This window comes from Streptomyces sp. NPDC053560 (assembly GCF_044544605.1).
In the GTDB taxonomy this organism is placed as follows: domain Bacteria; phylum Actinomycetota; class Actinomycetes; order Streptomycetales; family Streptomycetaceae; genus Streptomyces.
In genome coordinates this window covers 132,643-149,824 of the sequence record NZ_JBITXI010000002.1, presented here as the reverse complement: position 1 = coordinate 149,824, position 17,182 = coordinate 132,643, and the positions used below count along the sequence as shown (strand labels likewise).

At 72.6% G+C, this 17,182-nt stretch carries 15 protein-coding genes; 11 read left to right on the top strand and 4 right to left on the bottom strand.

Features of this window, described 5'->3' with window-relative positions; translation table 11 throughout:
- Positions 1-26 precede the first annotated feature (26 nt).
- Both ACIGQF_RS03850 and ACIGQF_RS03845 read right to left on the bottom strand, forming a co-directional pair.
- Entirely contained in the window at positions 27-1,130 is a 1,104-nt protein-coding gene (locus ACIGQF_RS03850) for a mandelate racemase/muconate lactonizing enzyme family protein (protein WP_399705107.1), read from the bottom strand.
- 22 nt (positions 1,131-1,152) lie between these two features.
- Complete coding sequence (locus ACIGQF_RS03845) at positions 1,153-2,064, bottom strand: LysR substrate-binding domain-containing protein (RefSeq protein ID WP_399705104.1); 912 nt, start codon at positions 2,062-2,064, stop codon at positions 1,153-1,155.
- A 233-nt stretch (positions 2,065-2,297) separates the two neighbouring features.
- On the opposite strand from ACIGQF_RS03845, the gene benA reads away from it, so the two are divergent.
- The 8 genes from benA to ACIGQF_RS03805 all read left to right on the top strand — a co-directional run bounded on the left by benA (position 2,298) and on the right by ACIGQF_RS03805 (position 12,604).
- On the top strand, positions 2,298-3,668 hold the full coding sequence (benA, locus tag ACIGQF_RS03840) for a benzoate 1,2-dioxygenase large subunit (protein WP_399705101.1): 1,371 nt from the start codon (positions 2,298-2,300) through the stop codon (positions 3,666-3,668).
- Positions 3,669-3,682: 14 nt separating this feature from the next.
- Positions 3,683-4,201, top strand: a complete 519-nt coding sequence (gene benB / locus ACIGQF_RS03835) for a benzoate 1,2-dioxygenase small subunit (protein ID WP_399705098.1) — start codon at positions 3,683-3,685, stop codon at positions 4,199-4,201.
- Positions 4,202-4,266: 65 nt separating this feature from the next.
- Complete coding sequence (benC, locus tag ACIGQF_RS03830; protein WP_399705095.1) at positions 4,267-5,274, top strand: benzoate 1,2-dioxygenase electron transfer component BenC; 1,008 nt, start codon at positions 4,267-4,269, stop codon at positions 5,272-5,274.
- Complete coding sequence (locus ACIGQF_RS03825) at positions 5,271-6,068, top strand: 1,6-dihydroxycyclohexa-2,4-diene-1-carboxylate dehydrogenase (protein WP_399705092.1); 798 nt, start codon at positions 5,271-5,273, stop codon at positions 6,066-6,068. Before benC ends, ACIGQF_RS03825 begins: the two co-directional genes overlap by 4 nt.
- 46 nt (positions 6,069-6,114) lie before the next feature.
- Entirely contained in the window at positions 6,115-8,961 is a 2,847-nt protein-coding gene (locus ACIGQF_RS03820; RefSeq protein ID WP_399705089.1) for an AAA family ATPase, read from the top strand.
- Positions 8,962-9,009: 48 nt separating this feature from the next.
- The gene (locus ACIGQF_RS03815; RefSeq protein ID WP_399705086.1) at positions 9,010-9,642 is read left to right on the top strand and encodes an alpha-ketoglutarate-dependent dioxygenase AlkB; all 633 of its coding nucleotides are present in this window, start codon (positions 9,010-9,012) and stop codon (positions 9,640-9,642) included.
- A 119-nt stretch (positions 9,643-9,761) separates the two neighbouring features.
- Positions 9,762-10,556 carry a 3-hydroxybutyrate dehydrogenase gene (locus ACIGQF_RS03810; RefSeq protein WP_399705083.1) on the top strand — a complete coding sequence of 265 codons (795 nt, stop codon included), beginning with the start codon at positions 9,762-9,764 and terminating at the stop codon, positions 10,554-10,556.
- Positions 10,557-10,654: 98 nt separating this feature from the next.
- Positions 10,655-12,604 (top strand): helix-turn-helix domain-containing protein, encoded by a 1,950-nt coding sequence (locus ACIGQF_RS03805; RefSeq protein WP_399705080.1) that lies wholly within the window; start codon positions 10,655-10,657, stop codon positions 12,602-12,604.
- A gap of 217 nt (positions 12,605-12,821) precedes the next feature.
- Here the strand turns inward: ACIGQF_RS03805 and ACIGQF_RS03800 are convergent, their stop codons facing one another.
- A complete protein-coding gene (locus tag ACIGQF_RS03800; RefSeq protein ID WP_399705077.1) occupies positions 12,822-14,204 on the bottom strand; it encodes an MFS transporter in 1,383 nt (460 codons plus the stop codon).
- A gap of 315 nt (positions 14,205-14,519) precedes the next feature.
- Between ACIGQF_RS03800 and ACIGQF_RS03795 the strand changes: the two genes are divergently transcribed.
- Positions 14,520-14,903: a hypothetical protein gene (locus ACIGQF_RS03795; RefSeq protein ID WP_399705074.1), complete on the top strand. Its 384-nt coding sequence runs from the start codon at positions 14,520-14,522 to the stop codon at positions 14,901-14,903.
- 49 nt (positions 14,904-14,952) lie between these two features.
- On the opposite strand, the gene ACIGQF_RS03790 is transcribed toward ACIGQF_RS03795, so the two are convergent.
- On the bottom strand, positions 14,953-15,465 hold the full coding sequence (locus tag ACIGQF_RS03790) for a MaoC family dehydratase (protein WP_399705071.1): 513 nt from the start codon (positions 15,463-15,465) through the stop codon (positions 14,953-14,955).
- Between the two features lie 28 nt (positions 15,466-15,493).
- On the opposite strand from ACIGQF_RS03790, the gene ACIGQF_RS03785 reads away from it, so the two are divergent.
- Both ACIGQF_RS03785 and ACIGQF_RS03780 read left to right on the top strand, forming a co-directional pair.
- Positions 15,494-16,672, top strand: a complete 1,179-nt coding sequence (locus ACIGQF_RS03785; RefSeq protein ID WP_399705068.1) for a cytochrome P450 — start codon at positions 15,494-15,496, stop codon at positions 16,670-16,672.
- 53 nt (positions 16,673-16,725) lie between these two features.
- Complete coding sequence (locus ACIGQF_RS03780) at positions 16,726-17,166, top strand: ester cyclase (RefSeq protein ID WP_399705065.1); 441 nt, start codon at positions 16,726-16,728, stop codon at positions 17,164-17,166.
- The last annotated feature ends 16 nt before the right edge of the window (positions 17,167-17,182 follow it).

The following is a 17,182-nucleotide window of genomic DNA, read 5'->3' as shown; positions in this document are numbered from 1 at the left end:
GGGAGAGGGGGGAAGAAGGGGGCGGTTCAGATGTCCTGGCGGTAGCGGGCCAGCTTTTCGGGGTCGAGGACGAGGCCGAGGCCGGCGCCCTCGCGGACGCGCAGCGTGCCGTCCTCGATGGCCAGCGGCTCGGCGAGCAGGTCGTCGCTCATGTCGAGGAAGTTGGACAACTCGCCTGCCCGTCGGGCGGTCAGTTCGTAGGCGGATCCGAAGGCCGCGGTGCACAACGTGCCTATCTGGCCGTCGATCTGATTGCCCATCACGACCTCCACGCCCAGGCCCTCGCAGAGGTGGTGGACGCGCTGGGAGTACGTGAAGCCCGTACGGGCCGTCTTGATGCTGATGGCGGTCGCGGAACCGCCCAGCAGCTCGCGGGTCACCTCGCCGGGGCGGGTGGCGCTCTCGTCGGCGACGAACGGGATGTTCGTGTGCGAGACCAGCCGGCGGCGGCCCATGACGTCGTCGGCCGGGCACAGCTCCTCGGCCAGTGTCAGGTCCAGCCCGTCCATCGCGCGCAGCGCGCGGGCCGACTCCGACGCGGTCCAGCCGCGGTTGCCGTCGATGTACAGCTCCACCTCGTCGCCCAGTCCCTCGCGCAGTGCGCGGCAGGCCTCGACGTCGAGCTGGAAGGGGCGGCGGCCGACCTTCACCTTGAAGTTGGTGATGCCGTAGGTGTCCCGGATGCGCTGCGCCTCGGCGACCATCTGCTCCGGCGGCGCGAAGCCCACCATGTGCGCGACCCGCATCCGGTCGGTGAAGCCGCCGAGCAGTTCGGTGACCGGCAGCCCGACGGACTGCCCGATGACGTCCCACAGGGCCATGTCCACGGCGGACTTGGCGGTGGGGTTGCCGACCGTACGGTTCAGGCGGGTGTGCACGGCTTCGCGCGCGGTGGGGGCCAGGCCGGTGAGCTGCGGTGCGAAGATCTTGTCGATCACCGCGACGATGGATTCCTGGGTCTCGCCGTAGGTGAAGGGGCGTGGCGGTGCCTCGGCGACGCCCACGAGGCCGTCGTCGGTGTGGACGCGTACGAGGACGTGTTCTGCCGTGCGGACCTCGCCGCTGGCGAACTTCAGCGGCTTCTTGTACGGGATGGCGAACGGAATCGCCTCGATGGCGGTGATCTTCATCGGTCCTCGTTTGCGGTGGTCTTCATCGGTCCCCGGGGGCGGGGTCCGGGACGAATACGCCGTGTGTCTCCAGGACGCCGATCAGCGTCTCCAGCAGGGGCGAGGCGTCGTTCTCGCGCCAGGCGAGGGCGAGTCCGACGGTCTCCGCGTCCCGGAGGGGCTTGAAGACGACGCCGTCGCGGGAGACCGAGCGGACGGAGTCGGGGAGCAGGGCGATTCCCAGGCCGGCGGCGACGAGCGCCAGCGCGGTCGAGGTCTCGGTGACATCGTGTGCGCAGTGCGGGTAGTAGCCCGCCGCGAGGCAGCTCCGGGTGACCGCGTCGTTGACGACGGAGCGGGAGTTGACCGCGTACATGATGAAGTTCTCGTGGCGCAGCTGGCCGACCTCCGCGGCCTCCGCGTCGCTCAGCCAGTGGTCCTCGGGTACCGCCAGTACCAGCGGTTCCCGGGCGACCTCCCGGCAGACGATGCCCTCCTGCCGGACCGGCGGCCGGAGCATGCCCACGTCGAGGCGGTTCTCGCTGAGGGCCAGCTCCTGGGCCGGGGTCAGCAGCTCGGTGTGGATCTCCAGCGCCACCCCCGGCATCTCCTCCTTGACCAGCCGGGCGATCTCCGGGAGCTGCTTGTAGCAGGCGGTCCCGGTGAGTCCCAGCCGGAGGATGCCTTCGGCGCCCTTGGCGAAGCGGCGCACGCGGGTGGTCGCCTCGTCGACCGACTGCAGGATCCGTACCGCGTCGGTACGGAAGACCTCGCCGGCCCCGGTCAGGGCCACCTGGCGGGTGGTCCGGGTGAACAGTTCGACCCCGAGGTCGGCCTCCAGCTGCCGGATCGCCTGGGACAGCGGGGGCTGTGCCATGTGCAGGTTCTCCGCGGCGCGGCCGAAGTGCCGGGTCTCGGCGACGGCGACGAAATAGCGCAGGTGGCGCAGTTCCATGGGGCCTCCTTGGCTTCCTTGCCGCCGGATGCGGCTCATCGTAGGCAGCGGTTTCCAGACGAGAGAAATACTCTTTTGCCGCCGATTGATATGCAAGGAATCTGAATTGGGCCCTGGGTCAACCCTGGGGAAATGCCCGGGGTGGCGTCGTCACCCCGCTGCCATGGTGCTGAAAAGCGGCCGTGAGGCCCCCGACGGGACGACGGGGCACCGGGCGCAGGTTTGGAGGGACCATGACGCAGACGTCGGTCACCGCCCGGGCGATCCTGGACGACGCCCTGGTGGAGGACGAGGAGAACGGCATCCACCGGGCCCGGCGGAAGATCTTCACCGACGAGGAGATCTTCGAGCTGGAGATGAAGCACATCTTCGAGGGCAACTGGGTCTATCTCGCCCACGAGACGCAGATCCCCAAGATCGGCGACTACTTCACGACGTACATCGGGCGCCAGCCCGTAGTGATCTCGCGGAGCAAGGACGGCGAGCTGCACGCGCTGATCAACGCGTGCAGCCACCGCGGCGCGATGCTCTGCCGCCGCAAGACGGACAACCGCACCACCTTCACCTGTCCGTTCCACGGCTGGACGTTCAACAACTCCGGCAAGCTGCTGAAAGTCAAGGACGGCCGCGGCGCCGGCTACCCGGAGCAGTTCAACAAGGACGGCTCGCACGACCTGACGAAGGTCGCCCGCTTCGAGAACTACCGCGGCTTCCTCTTCGGCAGCCTCAACCCGGACGTGAAGCCGCTCACCGAGCACCTCGGCGAGGCCACCAAGATCATCGACATGATCGTGGACCAGTCACCCGAGGGCCTGGAGGTGCTGCGCGGCTCCTCCACCTACACCTACGACGGCAACTGGAAGGTCCAGGCGGAGAACGGCGCCGACGGCTACCACGTCTCCGCGACCCACTGGAACTACGCCGCCACCACCGCGCGCCGCACCTCCGGCGAGTCCGCCAACGACACCAGGAACATGGACGCCGGCAGCTGGGCCCGCCAGAAGGGCGGCTACTACTCCTTCGAACACGGCCACCTGCTGCTGTGGACCCGGTGGGAGGACCCCTCCAACCGCTCCCTGAACGAGCGCCGGGACGAGCTGGTCGCCGAGTTCGGCGAGGTCAAGGCCGACTGGATGATCGAGTACTCACGCAATCTCTGCCTGTACCCGAACGTCTACCTGATGGACCAGTTCAGCTCCCAGATCCGGCACTTCCGCCCGATCTCGGTGGACAGGACAGAGGTCACCATCTACTGCATCGCCCCCAAGGGCGAGAGCGCCGAGGCCCGCGCCAACCGCATCCGCCAGTACGAGGACTTCTTCAATGCCTCCGGCATGGCCACCCCGGACGACCTGGAGGAATTCCGCTCCTGCCAGAAGACCTACCTGGCCGGCGCGGCCCCTTGGAACGACCTCAGCCGCGGCGTCGCCCACCGGATCACCGGGCCCGACGAGGACGCCGAGAAGCTCGGCATCCACCCCATCGCGAGCGGCGCCCGCACCGAGGACGAGACCCTCTACCCGATCCAGCACGGCTACTGGCTGGACACCATGCGCAGGGCCGTGGCCGCCGAGGACGCCGCCACCCCCGGCCAGGACCGGTAAGGACGGAGCGAGACATGACCGTGAGCACCGAGACGGCCACCGCGGCCGTCACCGTGGAGGACATCCGCCAGTTCCTCTACCGCGAGGCCCGCTACCTCGACGACCGCGAGTTCGAGAAGTGGCTGGAGTGCTACCACCCGGACGTCGAGTTCTGGATGCCGGCCTGGGCCGACGACGACGAGCTGACGCGCGACCCGGGGACCGAGATCTCCCTGATCTACTACGCCAACCGCGGCGGCCTGGAGGACCGGGTCTTCCGCATCCGCACGGACCGCTCCAGCGCCACCAGCCTCCCCGAACCGCGCACCGGCCACCACATCGCCAACGTCGAGGTCGTGGAGCGCCGCGGCGCCGAGATCGACGTCCGCTTCAACTGGCACACGCTGTACTACCGCTACCAGAACATCGACCCGTACTTCGGGACGTCGTTCTACACCATCGACTTCTCGGGCGGGACCCCGCTGATCACGAAGAAGAAGGTCGTTCTGAAGAACGACTGCATCCACCACGTGGTCGACATCTACCACATCTGAGGCCCCCAGTCCGAGGCCCCCACCCCGGCCTCCGAGTCCCGCCCTTCCCCCGAATCGAGTTCACCATGAGCTACCAGGTCGCCCTGACCTTCGAGGACGGCATCACCCGGTTCGTCACCTGCGGACCGAACGAAACCGTCGCCGACGCGTCCTACAAGGCACGCATCAACATCCCCCTGGATTGCCGGGACGGTGCCTGCGGCACCTGCAAGTCCCGCTGCGAGAGCGGCCGTTACGACGGCGGCGACTACATCGACGAGGCGCTGACCGACGAGGAGGCCGCGCAGGGGTACGCGCTGCCCTGCCAGATGACCCCGCAGAGCGACCTGGTGCTCCGCATCCCCACCACCTCCGACGCCGCCAAGACCGCCGCCGCCACCCACACCTCGACCCTCGTCGCGCTGGAGAAGCTGTCGGAGACCACCGTCGCCTTCACCCTGGAGCCCGACGACCGCGCCGCGCTCGCCTTCCTCCCCGGCCAGTACGTCAACGTCGCCGTGCCCGGCACCGACGTCACCCGCTCCTACTCCTTCAGCTCCGGCCCCGCCGAGGGCCAGGTCTCCTTCCTCGTCCGCCTCACCGAGGACGGCGCCATGTCCGGCTACCTGCGCGACCGTGCCCAGGTGGGCGACCGCATCGGCTTCACCGGGCCGATGGGCAGCTTCTACCTCCGCGGGATCGAGCGGCCCGCACTGCTGCTGGCCGGCGGCACCGGCCTCGCGCCACTCCTCTCCATGCTGGAGAAGCTCGCCACCGAGCCCCCGGCCCACCCCGTCCACCTGGTCTACGGCGTCTCCGCCGACCGCGACCTGGTACGCCTCGAAGCGCTCGCCGACTACGCCGCCGTCATCCCCGGCTTCACCTACGACCACTGCGTCAAGGAATACGTCACCGGCCGCCTGGAGCCGCGCCACCTCAACGACGGCGACGTGGACATCTACGTCTGCGGCCCGCCGCCCATGGTCGAGGCGGTCCGTACGCATCTGGCCGAACAGGGTGTGGTTCCGGCCCACTTCCACACCGAGAAGTTCGCGCCGACCGGCACCGCGCAGCTCGCGGGGGCCGCCCGGTGAGCGCCGCGCACTTCCCCGGCCGGTTCGCCGGCAGGAAGGCCGTGATCACCGGCGCGGCACAGGGCATCGGCGAGTGCGTCGCCCGCCGGATGGCCGCCGAGGGCGCCGAGGCCGTCCTCGTCGACCGCTCCGAACTGATCCTGGAACTGGCCGCCGAACTGGGCAAGGACGGCGCCGCCGCGCACGCCGTCACCGCCGACCTCGAACGGTACGAGGGCGCCGAGCGGGCCGTGACCGAGGCGCACCGTGCGCTCGGCGGCCGCATCGACATCCTGGTCAACAACGTCGGCGGCACCATCTGGGCCAAGCCCTACGAGCACTACACCCCCGAGCAGATCCAGGCCGAGGTGCAGCGCTCCCTCTTCCCGACGCTGTGGACCTGCCGCGCGGCCCTCCCGCACCTGATCGCACAGCGCTCCGGCACGATCGTGAACGTCTCCTCGGTGGCCACCCGCGGCGTCAACCGTGTCCCGTACGCCGCGGCCAAGGGCGGCATCAACGGCATCACCTCCGCGCTGGCCCTGGAGGCCGCCCCGTACGGCATCCGCGTCGTGGCCACCGCGCCCGGCGGCACCGACGCACCGCCCCGCCGGGTCGCCCGCGGCCCGGCCGCCGCCGACGCGCGGGAACGCGCCTGGTACCAGCAGATCGTCGACCAGACGGTCGACTCCTCCCTGCTCAAGCGGTACGGGAAGCTCGACGAGCAGGCCGCCGCGATCTGCTTCCTGGCCTCCGACGAGGCCTCCTACATCACCGCCTCCGTCCTGCCCGTCGCCGGCGGTGACCAGGGATGAGCGGCCCGCGTGAGCGGTCGCCCGCGCGCGGCTAATGTGAAGCGCGATGGACGATCACGACGGCGCGAACGGCTCCCCGGAAGATGCCGGCGAGACCGGCCGGCAGGGCCCCGCCGGCCGGCAGGCGGAGCTGGCCGCCCTGCACCGCCTGCTGGCCGCTGCCCGCACCGGACACCCCTCGATCGTCCTGGTCGAGGGGGCCTCAGGCATGGGCAAGACCGCCCTGATCGAGTACTTCTTGAGCGAACAGCACGGCCTGGATGAACAGCAGGGCTCTCCGCAGGAACAGCACGGCCCCCGCGAACAGTACGGCCGCCCGGGCGAGCACGCCGTCCGCGTGTACCGCGCGAGCGGCGTGCGCTGGGAGAACGAGCTGGACCTGGGCGTCGCCGACCAGCTCGCCAAGGCCGCGGGCGCCGCCCTCTTCCCGGACGGGGACGCGCCCGCGGAGCCGCCGGCCCCGCTCGCCGCAGGCCGCCGGCTGCACGGCATATGGAGCGCACCCGGCGAGGACACCACCACCGTCGTCGTCATCGACGACGCCCACTGGGCGGACGCCGCCTCGCTGCGCGCCGTCGCCTCCGCCGTCCGCCGGATGTCCACCGAGCAGGTGCTCGTCGTGCTGGCCGCCGCCGACGACGCACTGCACCGGCTGCCGGTCGACGTGCTGGACTTCCTGGCCGCGTACCGCGACGGGGCGCTGCGGCTGGGCCCGCTCACCCCCGAGGACGTGCAGCAGCTGGCCTGGAGCGCGGGCCGCGTCGACCTCACGCTCCCCGCCGCGCGCATCCTCTGCCGCCATACCCGCGGCAACCCCCTCCACATCACCGACCTGCTCCAGGAAGTGCCCGCCGGCATCTGGCGGGACTGGCAGCCCGCACTGCCCGCGCCCCGCCGGTACGCCTCCGCGGTCCACCGCCGCCTCGACGCCTGCGGAGCGCAGGCCCGCACCCTCATCGAGGCCTGCTCGGCGCTCGGCGAGTCGGTGCCGTTCGCCGAGGCCGCCGAGCTGTCCGGCGTCGCGGACCCGCTCGCGGCCGTCGACGAGGCCCGCCGGGCCGGCCTGCTCACCACGGCCGACGGCCCCGGACTGACCCTCCTCACCTTCCCGCACCCGCTCGTACGGGCCGCCGTGCACGGCGCACTCGGCCTCGTCGAACGCGGCGACCTGCACCGCCGCGCCGCGGAGATCGTCGAGGACCACGGCCGCCGCCTGATGCACCGGGTCGCCGCCACCCCCGCCGCCGACGCCGAGCTCGCCGACGACCTGGACCGGTTCGCCGCCGACCGGGCCGCCGAGGGCGCCTGGTCCCAGGTGGCCGGCGCGCTGGTCGCCGCCAGCCGGCTCACCCCGGCCCGCGCCACCCGCCGTGACCGGCTGCTGCGGGCCGTCGACGCCCTGGTCGGCGCGGGGGACAGGCCGCAGGCCGAAACCTTCGCCGCGGAGTTGGAGAGCTACCCGCCCGGCGCGCTGCGCGACTCCGTCCTCGGCTACCTCGCGATCACCCGCGGGCGCCCCGAAGAGGCCGAGGTACGGCTCACGCACGCCTGGGAGCGCTGCGATCCGGCCCGCCGGCCCGAGCTGGCCGCCGCGATCTGCCACCGCCGGGTACTGCACTCGCTCGGCCGCTGCCGCGCCGCCGACCTCGTCCACTGGGCCCGCAAGGCCGTCGACCTGGTCGGCCCGATGGAGCCCTCGGCGGTGGAGTCGGAGGCGATCCTCGGGCTCGGCCTCGCCGCCATGGGCCGCGCCGAGGAGGCCGCGCACGCCTACGACGACGTACTGGCCCGGATCTCCAGCGGCGCCCAGTCCCAGCGCGTACAGATGGGCCGGGGCTGGATGGACCTGGCGATGGACGAGCCCGAGGCCGCGCGGCGCGAGCTGGAGGGCGCCGTACCGACCGGCTTCCGCATGGGCTCCACCCGGATCTCCCTCTGGGCGCAGGCCTGGCTGGCCCGCACCCAGTTCGCGCTGGGCGCCTGGCAGGACGCGGTGCGCACGGTCGACCGGGCCGCGGCCCAGCTCGCCGAGGTCCGGATGGAGCTGCTGCGCCCCCTGGTGCACTGGACGGGTGCGCAGATCCACGCGCTGCGCGGCGACTGGGCGGCCGCCCACCACCACGCCCGGCGGGCCTCCGCCGACATGCAGCACTACGAGGCGATGGTGGTGCCCGCCTGCCTGGCCCGCGCCCAGGTCGCCGAGGCCCGCGGCCAGTACGAGCGGGTGACCGCGGCGCTGGAGCCCGTCCTGCGGCTGCGGCAGCGCGAGGGCATCGACGAACCCGGCTTCTGGCCCTGGCAGGACGTCTACGCCAACGCGCTGGTGATGACCAACCGGGTGCCCGAGGCCGACACCTTCCTGAAGCCCTTCGAGGAGCTGGCCGCCGACCGCGGCCACCGCTCCACGATGGCCCGGCTCGGCTACGTACGCGGCCGGATCGCCGGCTCCGAGGGTGACCTCGACACGGCCCGTGCCCACTTCGAAGGCGCGCTGGCCCACCTGGAGCACCTGCCGCTGCCGTACGACCGGGCACGGGTGAGCTACGCGTACGGCCAGACGCTCCGCCGCGCGGGCAAGCGCCGGGAGGCGGACGCGCTGCTCCAGAACGCCCGGGACGCGTACGTCCTGCTCGGCGCCCGCACGTACGTCGAACGCTGCGAGCGGGAGCTGCAGGCCGGCGGCCTGAAACGGGGCGGCGCCGAGGATTTCTCCCGGCTCACCGCACAGGAGCGGGCCGTGGCCCGGCTGGTCGCGCGCGGGATGAGCAATGCGCAGGTCGCGTCGGAGCTGTTCCTGTCGGTGAAGACCGTGCAGTACCACCTCACGCACGTGTACGCGAAGTTCGGCGTGCGCTCGCGGGGAGAGCTGGCGGCCGTGTTCCGCGACTCCTGACCCGTACGGCATTCGCACAAAAATTCGAACACGGCGTACGCTGGCCCCATGGCCACCACGCATTTGCAGAGCTCGCTCTTCGACGGGGTCGACGACATCGGTCTGCGGCCTTTGGCAGGGGTCGAACGCACGACCCTGGGCCTCGGCGCCTGGATCGACGTGCTGCCCGGCTGGCTGACCGGAGCCGACGAGCTGTTCCAGGAGCTGGTGGCGGCCGTCCCCTGGCACGCCGAGCGGCGGCAGATGTACGAGCGGATGGTCGATGTGCCGCGGCTGCTGTGCCACTACGCCGAGGGCGTGGAGCTGCCGCATCCGGCGCTCGACGAGGCGCGGGAAGAACTCGGCGCGTACTACGCCGAAGAGCTCGGCGAACCGTTCCGCACGGCCGGGCTGTGCTACTACCGCGACGGCGAGGACAGCGTCGCCTGGCACGGCGACCGCATCGGCCGTAGCCGCACCCAGGACACCATGGTCGCGATCCTCTCCGTCGGCGAGCCCAGAGCGCTCGTCCTGCGCCCCCGCGACGGCGGCGGACCGACCGTCCGCCGCTCCCTCGGCCACGGCGACCTGATCGTCATGGGCGGCTCCTGCCAACGCACCTGGGACCACGCCATCCCCAAGACCACTCGCCCGGTCGGCCCCCGCATCAGCATCCAGTTCCGGCCTCGGGGGGTGCGCTGAGGGGGCGGCCGCTTCCGGTCGCGAGGCGTGCGCTGAGGGCTCCCGCCACATGACCGGACCGCGGCTTGTGGGTGCCTCCCACATCGGTGCGGGGCCTTGTGCTGCTTAGGGTGACGCCCATGAGCGCCACCTCCACATCAGGTACCGCCCCCGCGTCCGGACTCGCCGGCCGTACGGCACTCGTCACCGGCGCGGCCGGGGGCATCGGCGCGGCCTGCGCGCTGCGGCTGGCCGCCGACGGCGCCACCGTCCGCGCGGTCGACCGGGACGGCGACGGGCTCGCCCGGCTCGCGGAACGGGCCGACGGCCTGCCCGGCGCGCTCCGGCCCGTCTCCCTCGACCTCACCGACCTGGACGCCGCCGAGGAGAGCGCCGCCGGCGCCGACATCCTCGTCAACAACGCCGGCATCCAGCTCGTCCGGCCCATCGAGGAGTTCCCGCCCGACGTCTTCGCGACCGTACTGAAGGTCATGCTGGAGGCACCCTTCCGCCTCCTGCGCGGCGCACTGCCCCACATGTACGCCCAGGGCTGGGGCCGCGTCATCAACATCTCCTCCGTGCACGGCCTGCGCGCCTCGCCGTACAAATCCGCCTACGTCGCCGCCAAGCACGGCCTGGAGGGCCTCTCCAAGGTCGCGGCCCTGGAGGGCGCCGAGCACGGCGTCACCTCCAACTGCGTCAACCCCGGCTACGTCCGCACCCCGCTGGTCGAGAAGCAGCTCGCCGACCAGGCCGAGGCGCACGGCATCCCCGCCGAGCGCGTGCTGACCGAGATCCTGCTCGCCGACTCCGCCGTGAAAAGGCTGGTCGAGCCGGACGAGGTCGCCGAAGCCGTCGCCTACCTCTGCGGCCCCCGGTCGTCCTTCATCACCGGCACCTCGCTGTCCATGGACGGCGGATGGACAGCGCACTGACCTCGGGGAACGCCGGCTCCGGCGCAGGGGAGCCGGCCGCGGGCCCACCCGGCGCCCAGGGTGGCGCGCCGCGGCGTACCGGAGGTATCCCTAGGTCCATGCCACCCCAGCAGTCCGCCGAGCCGTCCGCCGCACCGGCCGAGACCCCCTTCCTCGACCTGCTCGCCACCGGCGCGCCCGCCGAGGACTTCGAACGCGCCGTACTGCGCGCCCGGGCCGACGGCGCCTCCGCCGAACGGCTCGCCGCCCTGGAACGCGCCAAGCTCCTCGCACTGCGGGTCCGCACCGAGCTGGAGGGGCGGCGCCGCCGCGAGGCCGAGCTGTCCGCGCTGTACGAAACCGCGCACGACTTGGCCGGGCTGCGCGACCTGGACGCGGTGCTGCGGGCCATCGTGCAGCGCGCCCGCTCCCTGCTCGGCACCGAGACCGCGTACATGACCCTCAACGATCCCGTCGCGGGCGACACGTACATGCGGGTCACCGACGGCTCGGTCTCCGCCCGCTTCCAGCAGCTGCGCCTGGGCATGGGGGAGGGGCTCGGCGGCCTCGTCGCGCAGACCGCCCGCCCCTACGTCACCGACAGCTACTTCGACGACCCGCGCTTCCAGCACACCCGCACGATCGACACGGGGGTGCGGGACGAGGGACTGGTCGCCATCCTCGGGGTGCCGCTGAAGCTCGGCAGCGGCGTCATCGGCGTACTCTTCGCCGCCGACCGCCGGGCCCGCGTCTTCGACCACGCCGAGATCGCCCTGCTCTCCGCGCACGCCGCCCACGCGGCCGTCGCCATCGACACCGCCAACCTCCTCGCCGAGACCCGCAAGGCGATGACCGAGCTGGAGACCGCCAACGAGATCATCCGCGACCGCAGCGGCGTCATCGAGCGTGCCTCCGACATTCACGACCGCCTCGCCGAGCTGGTGCTGCGCGGCGGCGGCGTACAGGATGTGGCCGCTGCGGTGGCCGAAGTCCTCGACGGCACCGTGGAGTTCACCGACGCCGAACGCGTGCCCGCCGAGGCCCTGGACCGCTCACGCGCCGCCGACGGCCACGCGGTACGCGACGGCGACGACTGGGTGGCCGCCGTCCGCTCCGGCAGCGAGGTGCTCGGCGCGCTCGTCCTGCGCGGCCACCCCCACCTGGACCCCGTCGACCAGCGCACCCTGGAACGGGCCGCGATGGTGACCTCCCTGCTGCTGCTCGCCCGGCGCACCGCCGGCGAAGCCGAACAGCGCGTACGCGGCGAACTCCTCGACGACCTGCTGGACGCCCCCGACCGCGATCCGCGGCTGCTGCGCGAGCGCGCCGCCCGGGTCGCCGCCGACCTGGACGCGCCACACGTCGTCCTCGCCGCGCGCATCGAGGACCCGGCGGGAGACGGCGCCGCCCCGGCCGCCACCGGCCCCGACGGCGCCGGGGCCACCGGCCGGCAGCGGCTCTGGTCCGCCGCCTCCCACCTCGCCGCCACCCGTCAGGGACTGGCCGCGGCGCGGGACGCCGGCGTCGTCCTGCTGCTCCCGCTGGGCCGGGACGACGACCCGGGAGAGGCGGCCAGGAAGGCCGCCCGCCAGCTCGGCGCCGCCGTCCACGCGCCGGTCACCGTCGGCGCCTCCGCGCCCGTACCCGCGCCTGCCGCCACGCCCGCCGCCGTCGCCACGGCCTACGCGCAGGCCCGGCGCTGCCGCGAGGCGCTGCGCGTGCTCGGCCGCTGCGGCCAGGGCGCCGCCGCCGAGGACTTCGGCTTCCTCGGCCTGCTGCTGGCCGACGGCCGTGACGTGGACGGCTTCGTACGCCGCACCCTCGGCGAGGTCGTGGACTACGACACGCGCCGCGGCACGGACCTGCTGCGCACCCTGAACGCGTACTTCGAGAGCGGCATGAGCCCGGCCCGTACGAAGGACGCGCTCCACGTGCACGTCAACACGGTCGCCCAGCGCCTGGACCGGATCGGCCGCCTCCTCGGCCCGGGCTGGCAGTCCCCGTCCCGGGCGCTGGAGCTGCAACTGGCGCTGCGGCTGCATCAGCTGTCGGCGGCGCTGGGGGACTAGCTTCCCTGGCTGGGCCCTCCCATTCCCTGGCAGGGTGACTAGCTTCCCTGGCAGGGCCCCTCCCTCTCCCCAACCGACGGGAGAGCCGCCCGACCCTCGCGGCAAGGCCCCTCCCCCACCTCCACCGCGCATGAGCCGAAGGTAGCGCTCCCCACCGGCAGCCGGGGCTGCCTGTGGACAACGCCACCTTCGCCGTGCGCAGCCGCTGGGAGGCCCCTCAGCCCGTCCCCGCCTCCGCCGCCCGTGCGCTCCCCTTCGCCGGCGCGGATTCCGGCTCGACCGCCGCCAGGTCCCGGTTGCGGGTCTCCTTGGCCGCGTACAGGGCGATCAGGGTCAGCACCGCCGCGGCGATGACGTACAGCGCGATCGGCGTCGGGCTGCCGTAGTCCGCCAGCAGCGCGGTCGCGATCAGCGGTGCCGGCGCGCCGGCCGCGACCGAGGAGAACTGGGCGCCGATCGACGCGCCCGAGTACCGCATCCGCGTCGCGAACATCTCCGCGAAGAACGCGGCCTGCGGCGCGTACATCGCCCCGTGGAACACCAGCCCGACGGTCACCGCGAGCAGCAGCAGCCCGAAGTTCCCGCTGTCGACCAGCGCGAAGAAGGGAAATGCCCAGGCCGCGACCCCCAGTGCGCCGACGAGGTACACCGGCCGCCGGCCCACGCGGTCCGATAGCGCGCCCCATGCCGGGATCACCGCGAAGTGCAGCGCGGAGGCGATGAGTACGGCGTTCAGCGCGATCTGCTGGGACAGTCCGCTGTGCTCGGTGGCGTAGACGAGGACGAACGCCGTGAGCACGTAGTACGAGATGTTCTCGGCCATCCGCGCGCCCATCGCGATCAGCACGTCCCGCCAGTGGTGCCGCAGCACCGCGACGAGCGGCAGCCGCTCCGCAGCCGACTCCGTGCCCTTGCGCGCCGCCGCCTGTGCCAGCGCCGCCTTGAACACCGGCGACTCGTCCACCGACAGCCGGATCCACAGCCCGAGAATCACCAGCACGCCGGAGAGCAGGAACGGTATGCGCCAGCCCCACGACACGAACGCCGCCTCCGGCAGCAGCGCGGTCAGCGCCGCGAGCACCCCGGTCGCCAGCAGCTGCCCGGCCGGTGCGCCGGTCTGCGGCCAGGACGCCCAGAAGCCGCGCCGCCGCGCGTCGCCGTGCTCGCTCACCAGCAGCACGGCGCCGCCCCACTCGCCGCCCAGCGCGAACCCCTGGACGAGCCGCAGCAGCGTCAGCAGCAGCGGCGCGGCCGAGCCGACCGTGGCGTGCGTGGGCAGCAGCCCGATGGCGAATGTCGCGCCGCCCATCATCAGCAGGCTCAGCACCAGCAGTTTCTTACGGCCGAGCCGGTCGCCGTAGTGCCCGAAGACCAGCGCGCCGACGGGCCGGGCCGCGAACCCGACCGCGTACGTCAGGAACGACAGCAGCGTGCCCACCAGGGGGTCGGAGTCCGGGAAGAACAGCTTGTTGAAGACCAGCGCGGCGGCCGATCCGTAGAGGAAGAAGTCGTACCACTCGACGGTGGTGCCGATCAGGCTCGCGGCGACGATGCGCCGCAGACCGGCGGGGGATGGCGGGACGTGCGCGGTGGCGGCCATGGGCTCACTCCGGAACCGGAAGGGGGACGTTGCGATGTCGCCACACGGTAGGAAGCCGGGGACGGACCGCGTATGTGGCCGCGCACCACACTTCCCGGGGAGGGTGTGCGGGCGGCGGCCATGCCACCCGTGACGGCTCACCCACCGGGCACCGGTTTCCGGACCGGCCCGCACGGGCACCCGGCTGATCTCACTCGTACCGCTGGGCGAGTGACAATGCGCGGACACCCGCTCCTCCCGGTCGCCCACGCGATCCCGCGGGGTGAGCCTGGACGGGGACGGTATCCGCGTACGGCTCGACAGGAAGGTTGCACAGTGGACAGCGCGCACCAGGAGACGCAGGCGGGGCACGCGGCGGAGGTCACGGTCGAGTGCAGCGGATGCAGGCCGGAGGATGCGCAGGCCATCTTCACCGCGCTGCAGACGTCTTTCGCGTCCGACCGCGACGCGGACGACGCGCCCCGCGAGACGGCAGGCGGGGGACCGAGCGTGTGGACCGCGACCTTCGACGTCAATCAGGGTCGCGACAAGCCCGGGCCCACTCAGCTCTCGGCCCCCTGCACGGTCACCCTGCAGGGCGGCTATCAGGCGGTCGACCAGCTGCGGAAGGCGCTGCTGCCCGCCTTCGTGGTCTCCGTCGTCGGCACGGCGGCGGGCGACCAGGAGGAAGAGGTCCAGCTGCGCCTGGAAGGCCGCTAGGACCGGGGCCGTTGCCGAACGCCGGTGCCGGGTGGCCGTGAAAGAACCGCTAGGACCGGTGGTCCGGCCTGCGGGCGAAGAAGTTCAGGGCCGTCAGGGCCAGCACCGATTCGTTCCGCTGGTTGAGCACCTCGATCCCGGTGCGCACGATGCCCCGGTCCGGCTTGGACCGGGAGACCCGCGCGTCCAGGACCGTCGTACGGATCGACAGTGTGTCGCCCGGCCGGACGGGCCGTACCCAGCGCAGTTCGTCCACGCCGGGTGACGCCAGGCTCGCCACCTTGCTGACGTAATGGTCGGCGTAGAGCCGCATCATGACCGCGCTCGTGTGCCAGCCGCTCGCGATCAGTCCCTTGAACGGCCCGTCCGCCGCCGCCACCGGGTCGGTGTGGAAGCTCTGCGGGTCGAACCGCCGCGCGAAATCGAGGATCTCCTCCTCGGTGAGCGTGATGCTGCCGTAGGTGTACACCGCTCCCGGTACGTAGTCCTCGAAGTACCGCGCAGTGATGGGCGTCGCGAAGTCCGTGGCGTCCATGGGGGCGTCCGATGGCGTCGTCGTCATGCGGGCACGGTATTACGGTACTGACACCATGAGCGCGCATCTCTACGGTCCGGACTTCTTCCGGGACCCCTACGCCACCTACGCCCAACTGCGGTCCGCGGCCCCCGTGCACCCCCTCCCGCCGCGCGGCGACGGCCCGCCGTCCTTCCTCGTCACCGGCTACGCCGCCGCCCGTGCCGCGCTCGCCGACCCCCGGCTGTCCAAGGACACCGCCCGCTACTTCGCCGACCGGCCCAGCAACCGCCGGCTGCACCCCGCGCTCGGCCACACCATGCTCGCCACCGACCCGCCGGACCACACCCGGCTGCGCCGGCTGGTGGCCCCCGCCTTCACCACGGGCGCCGCGGCCCGGCTCCGCCCGTACCTCGACGGGCTGACCGCCGAACTGACCAGGGACTGGCGGCAGGGGGACACCGTCGACCTCGTCGCCGGGCTCGCCGTACCGCTCCCGGTCACCGTCATCTGCCACCTCCTCGGCGTGCCCGAGGTGGACCGCGCACAGCTGCGGGCCTGGTCGGACCAGCTGTTCGAGGCGGGTGCGCCGGACCGCATCGACGCGGCGTCGCACGAGGTGGCCGAGTATTTCGGCCGACTGGTCGCGGCCAAGCGCGCGACGCCCGACGACGGCCTGCTGTCCGCACTGATCGCCGCGCGCGACGGCACCGACCGGCTCGGCGAGGACGAACTGGTCTCGCTCGCCGTCCTGATCCTGGTCGCCGGGCACGAGACCACCACGAACCTCATCGGCAACGCGGTGCTCGCCCTGCTCGCCCATCCGGACGCCGCCGCCCGGCTGCGCGACCGCCCCGACCTGGTCGCCGCGGCCCTCGATGAACTGCTGCGGTACGACTCCCCGGTGGGCGTCGCGACGTTCCGGTACGCCACAGAGCCGCTGACGCTGGCCGGGACGGACGTACCGGCCGGAGCGCCCGTGCTGGTCTCGCCCGGCGCTGCCAACCGCGATCCGGCGCGGTACGCCGACCCGGACGCGCTCGACCTCGACCGCGACGCGGCCGGCCATCTCGCCTTCGGCCACGGCATTCACCGCTGCCTGGGGGCCCCGCTCGCCCGCGCCGAAGCGACGACGGCGCTCACCACTCTCCTCACCCGCTTCCCCCGCCTCCGCCTGGCCGTCCCCGCCACCGAACTGCGGTACCGCCACACCCGGTTGATGCGGGGGCCGGAGGCTCTGCCGGTAGTGCTGTGAGCCGACGGTCCGATCACCCCGTCCCTCCGCGCACGCGCAGGCACACTGGAGGCATGGCTCACACGGACCACACCGAGACGACCATGGACCCTCTGGAGGCGCTCTACCGGCGCTGGCTCATCGACCTGTGGCACGGTGACTTCGCCGTGGCCGAGGAGATCCTCGCCCCCGGCTTCGTCGGCCACTGGCCCACCTTCGACGTGCACGGACCGCAGGAGACCGCCGAGCAGATCCGCCAGTCGTACGAGTACTTCGACGACATCAAGGTCACGCTCGACGCGGGCCCGGTGGTCGGCGACGGCATGGTGGCCGCGCGCTGGACGTTCCACGGTGCCTACCGCGGCGGCATCCCCGGCACCACCGCGCCGCCCGGCACGCGGGTCGCCTTCGCGGGCCAGGACCTCTTCCGGGCCGCCGACGGCCGCTTCACCGAGTACTGGGTCGTGTCCGACGGCCTCGGCATGATGACGGCGCTGGGGGCGGTCGGCGCGTAGACGGCGGCGGGTGCGG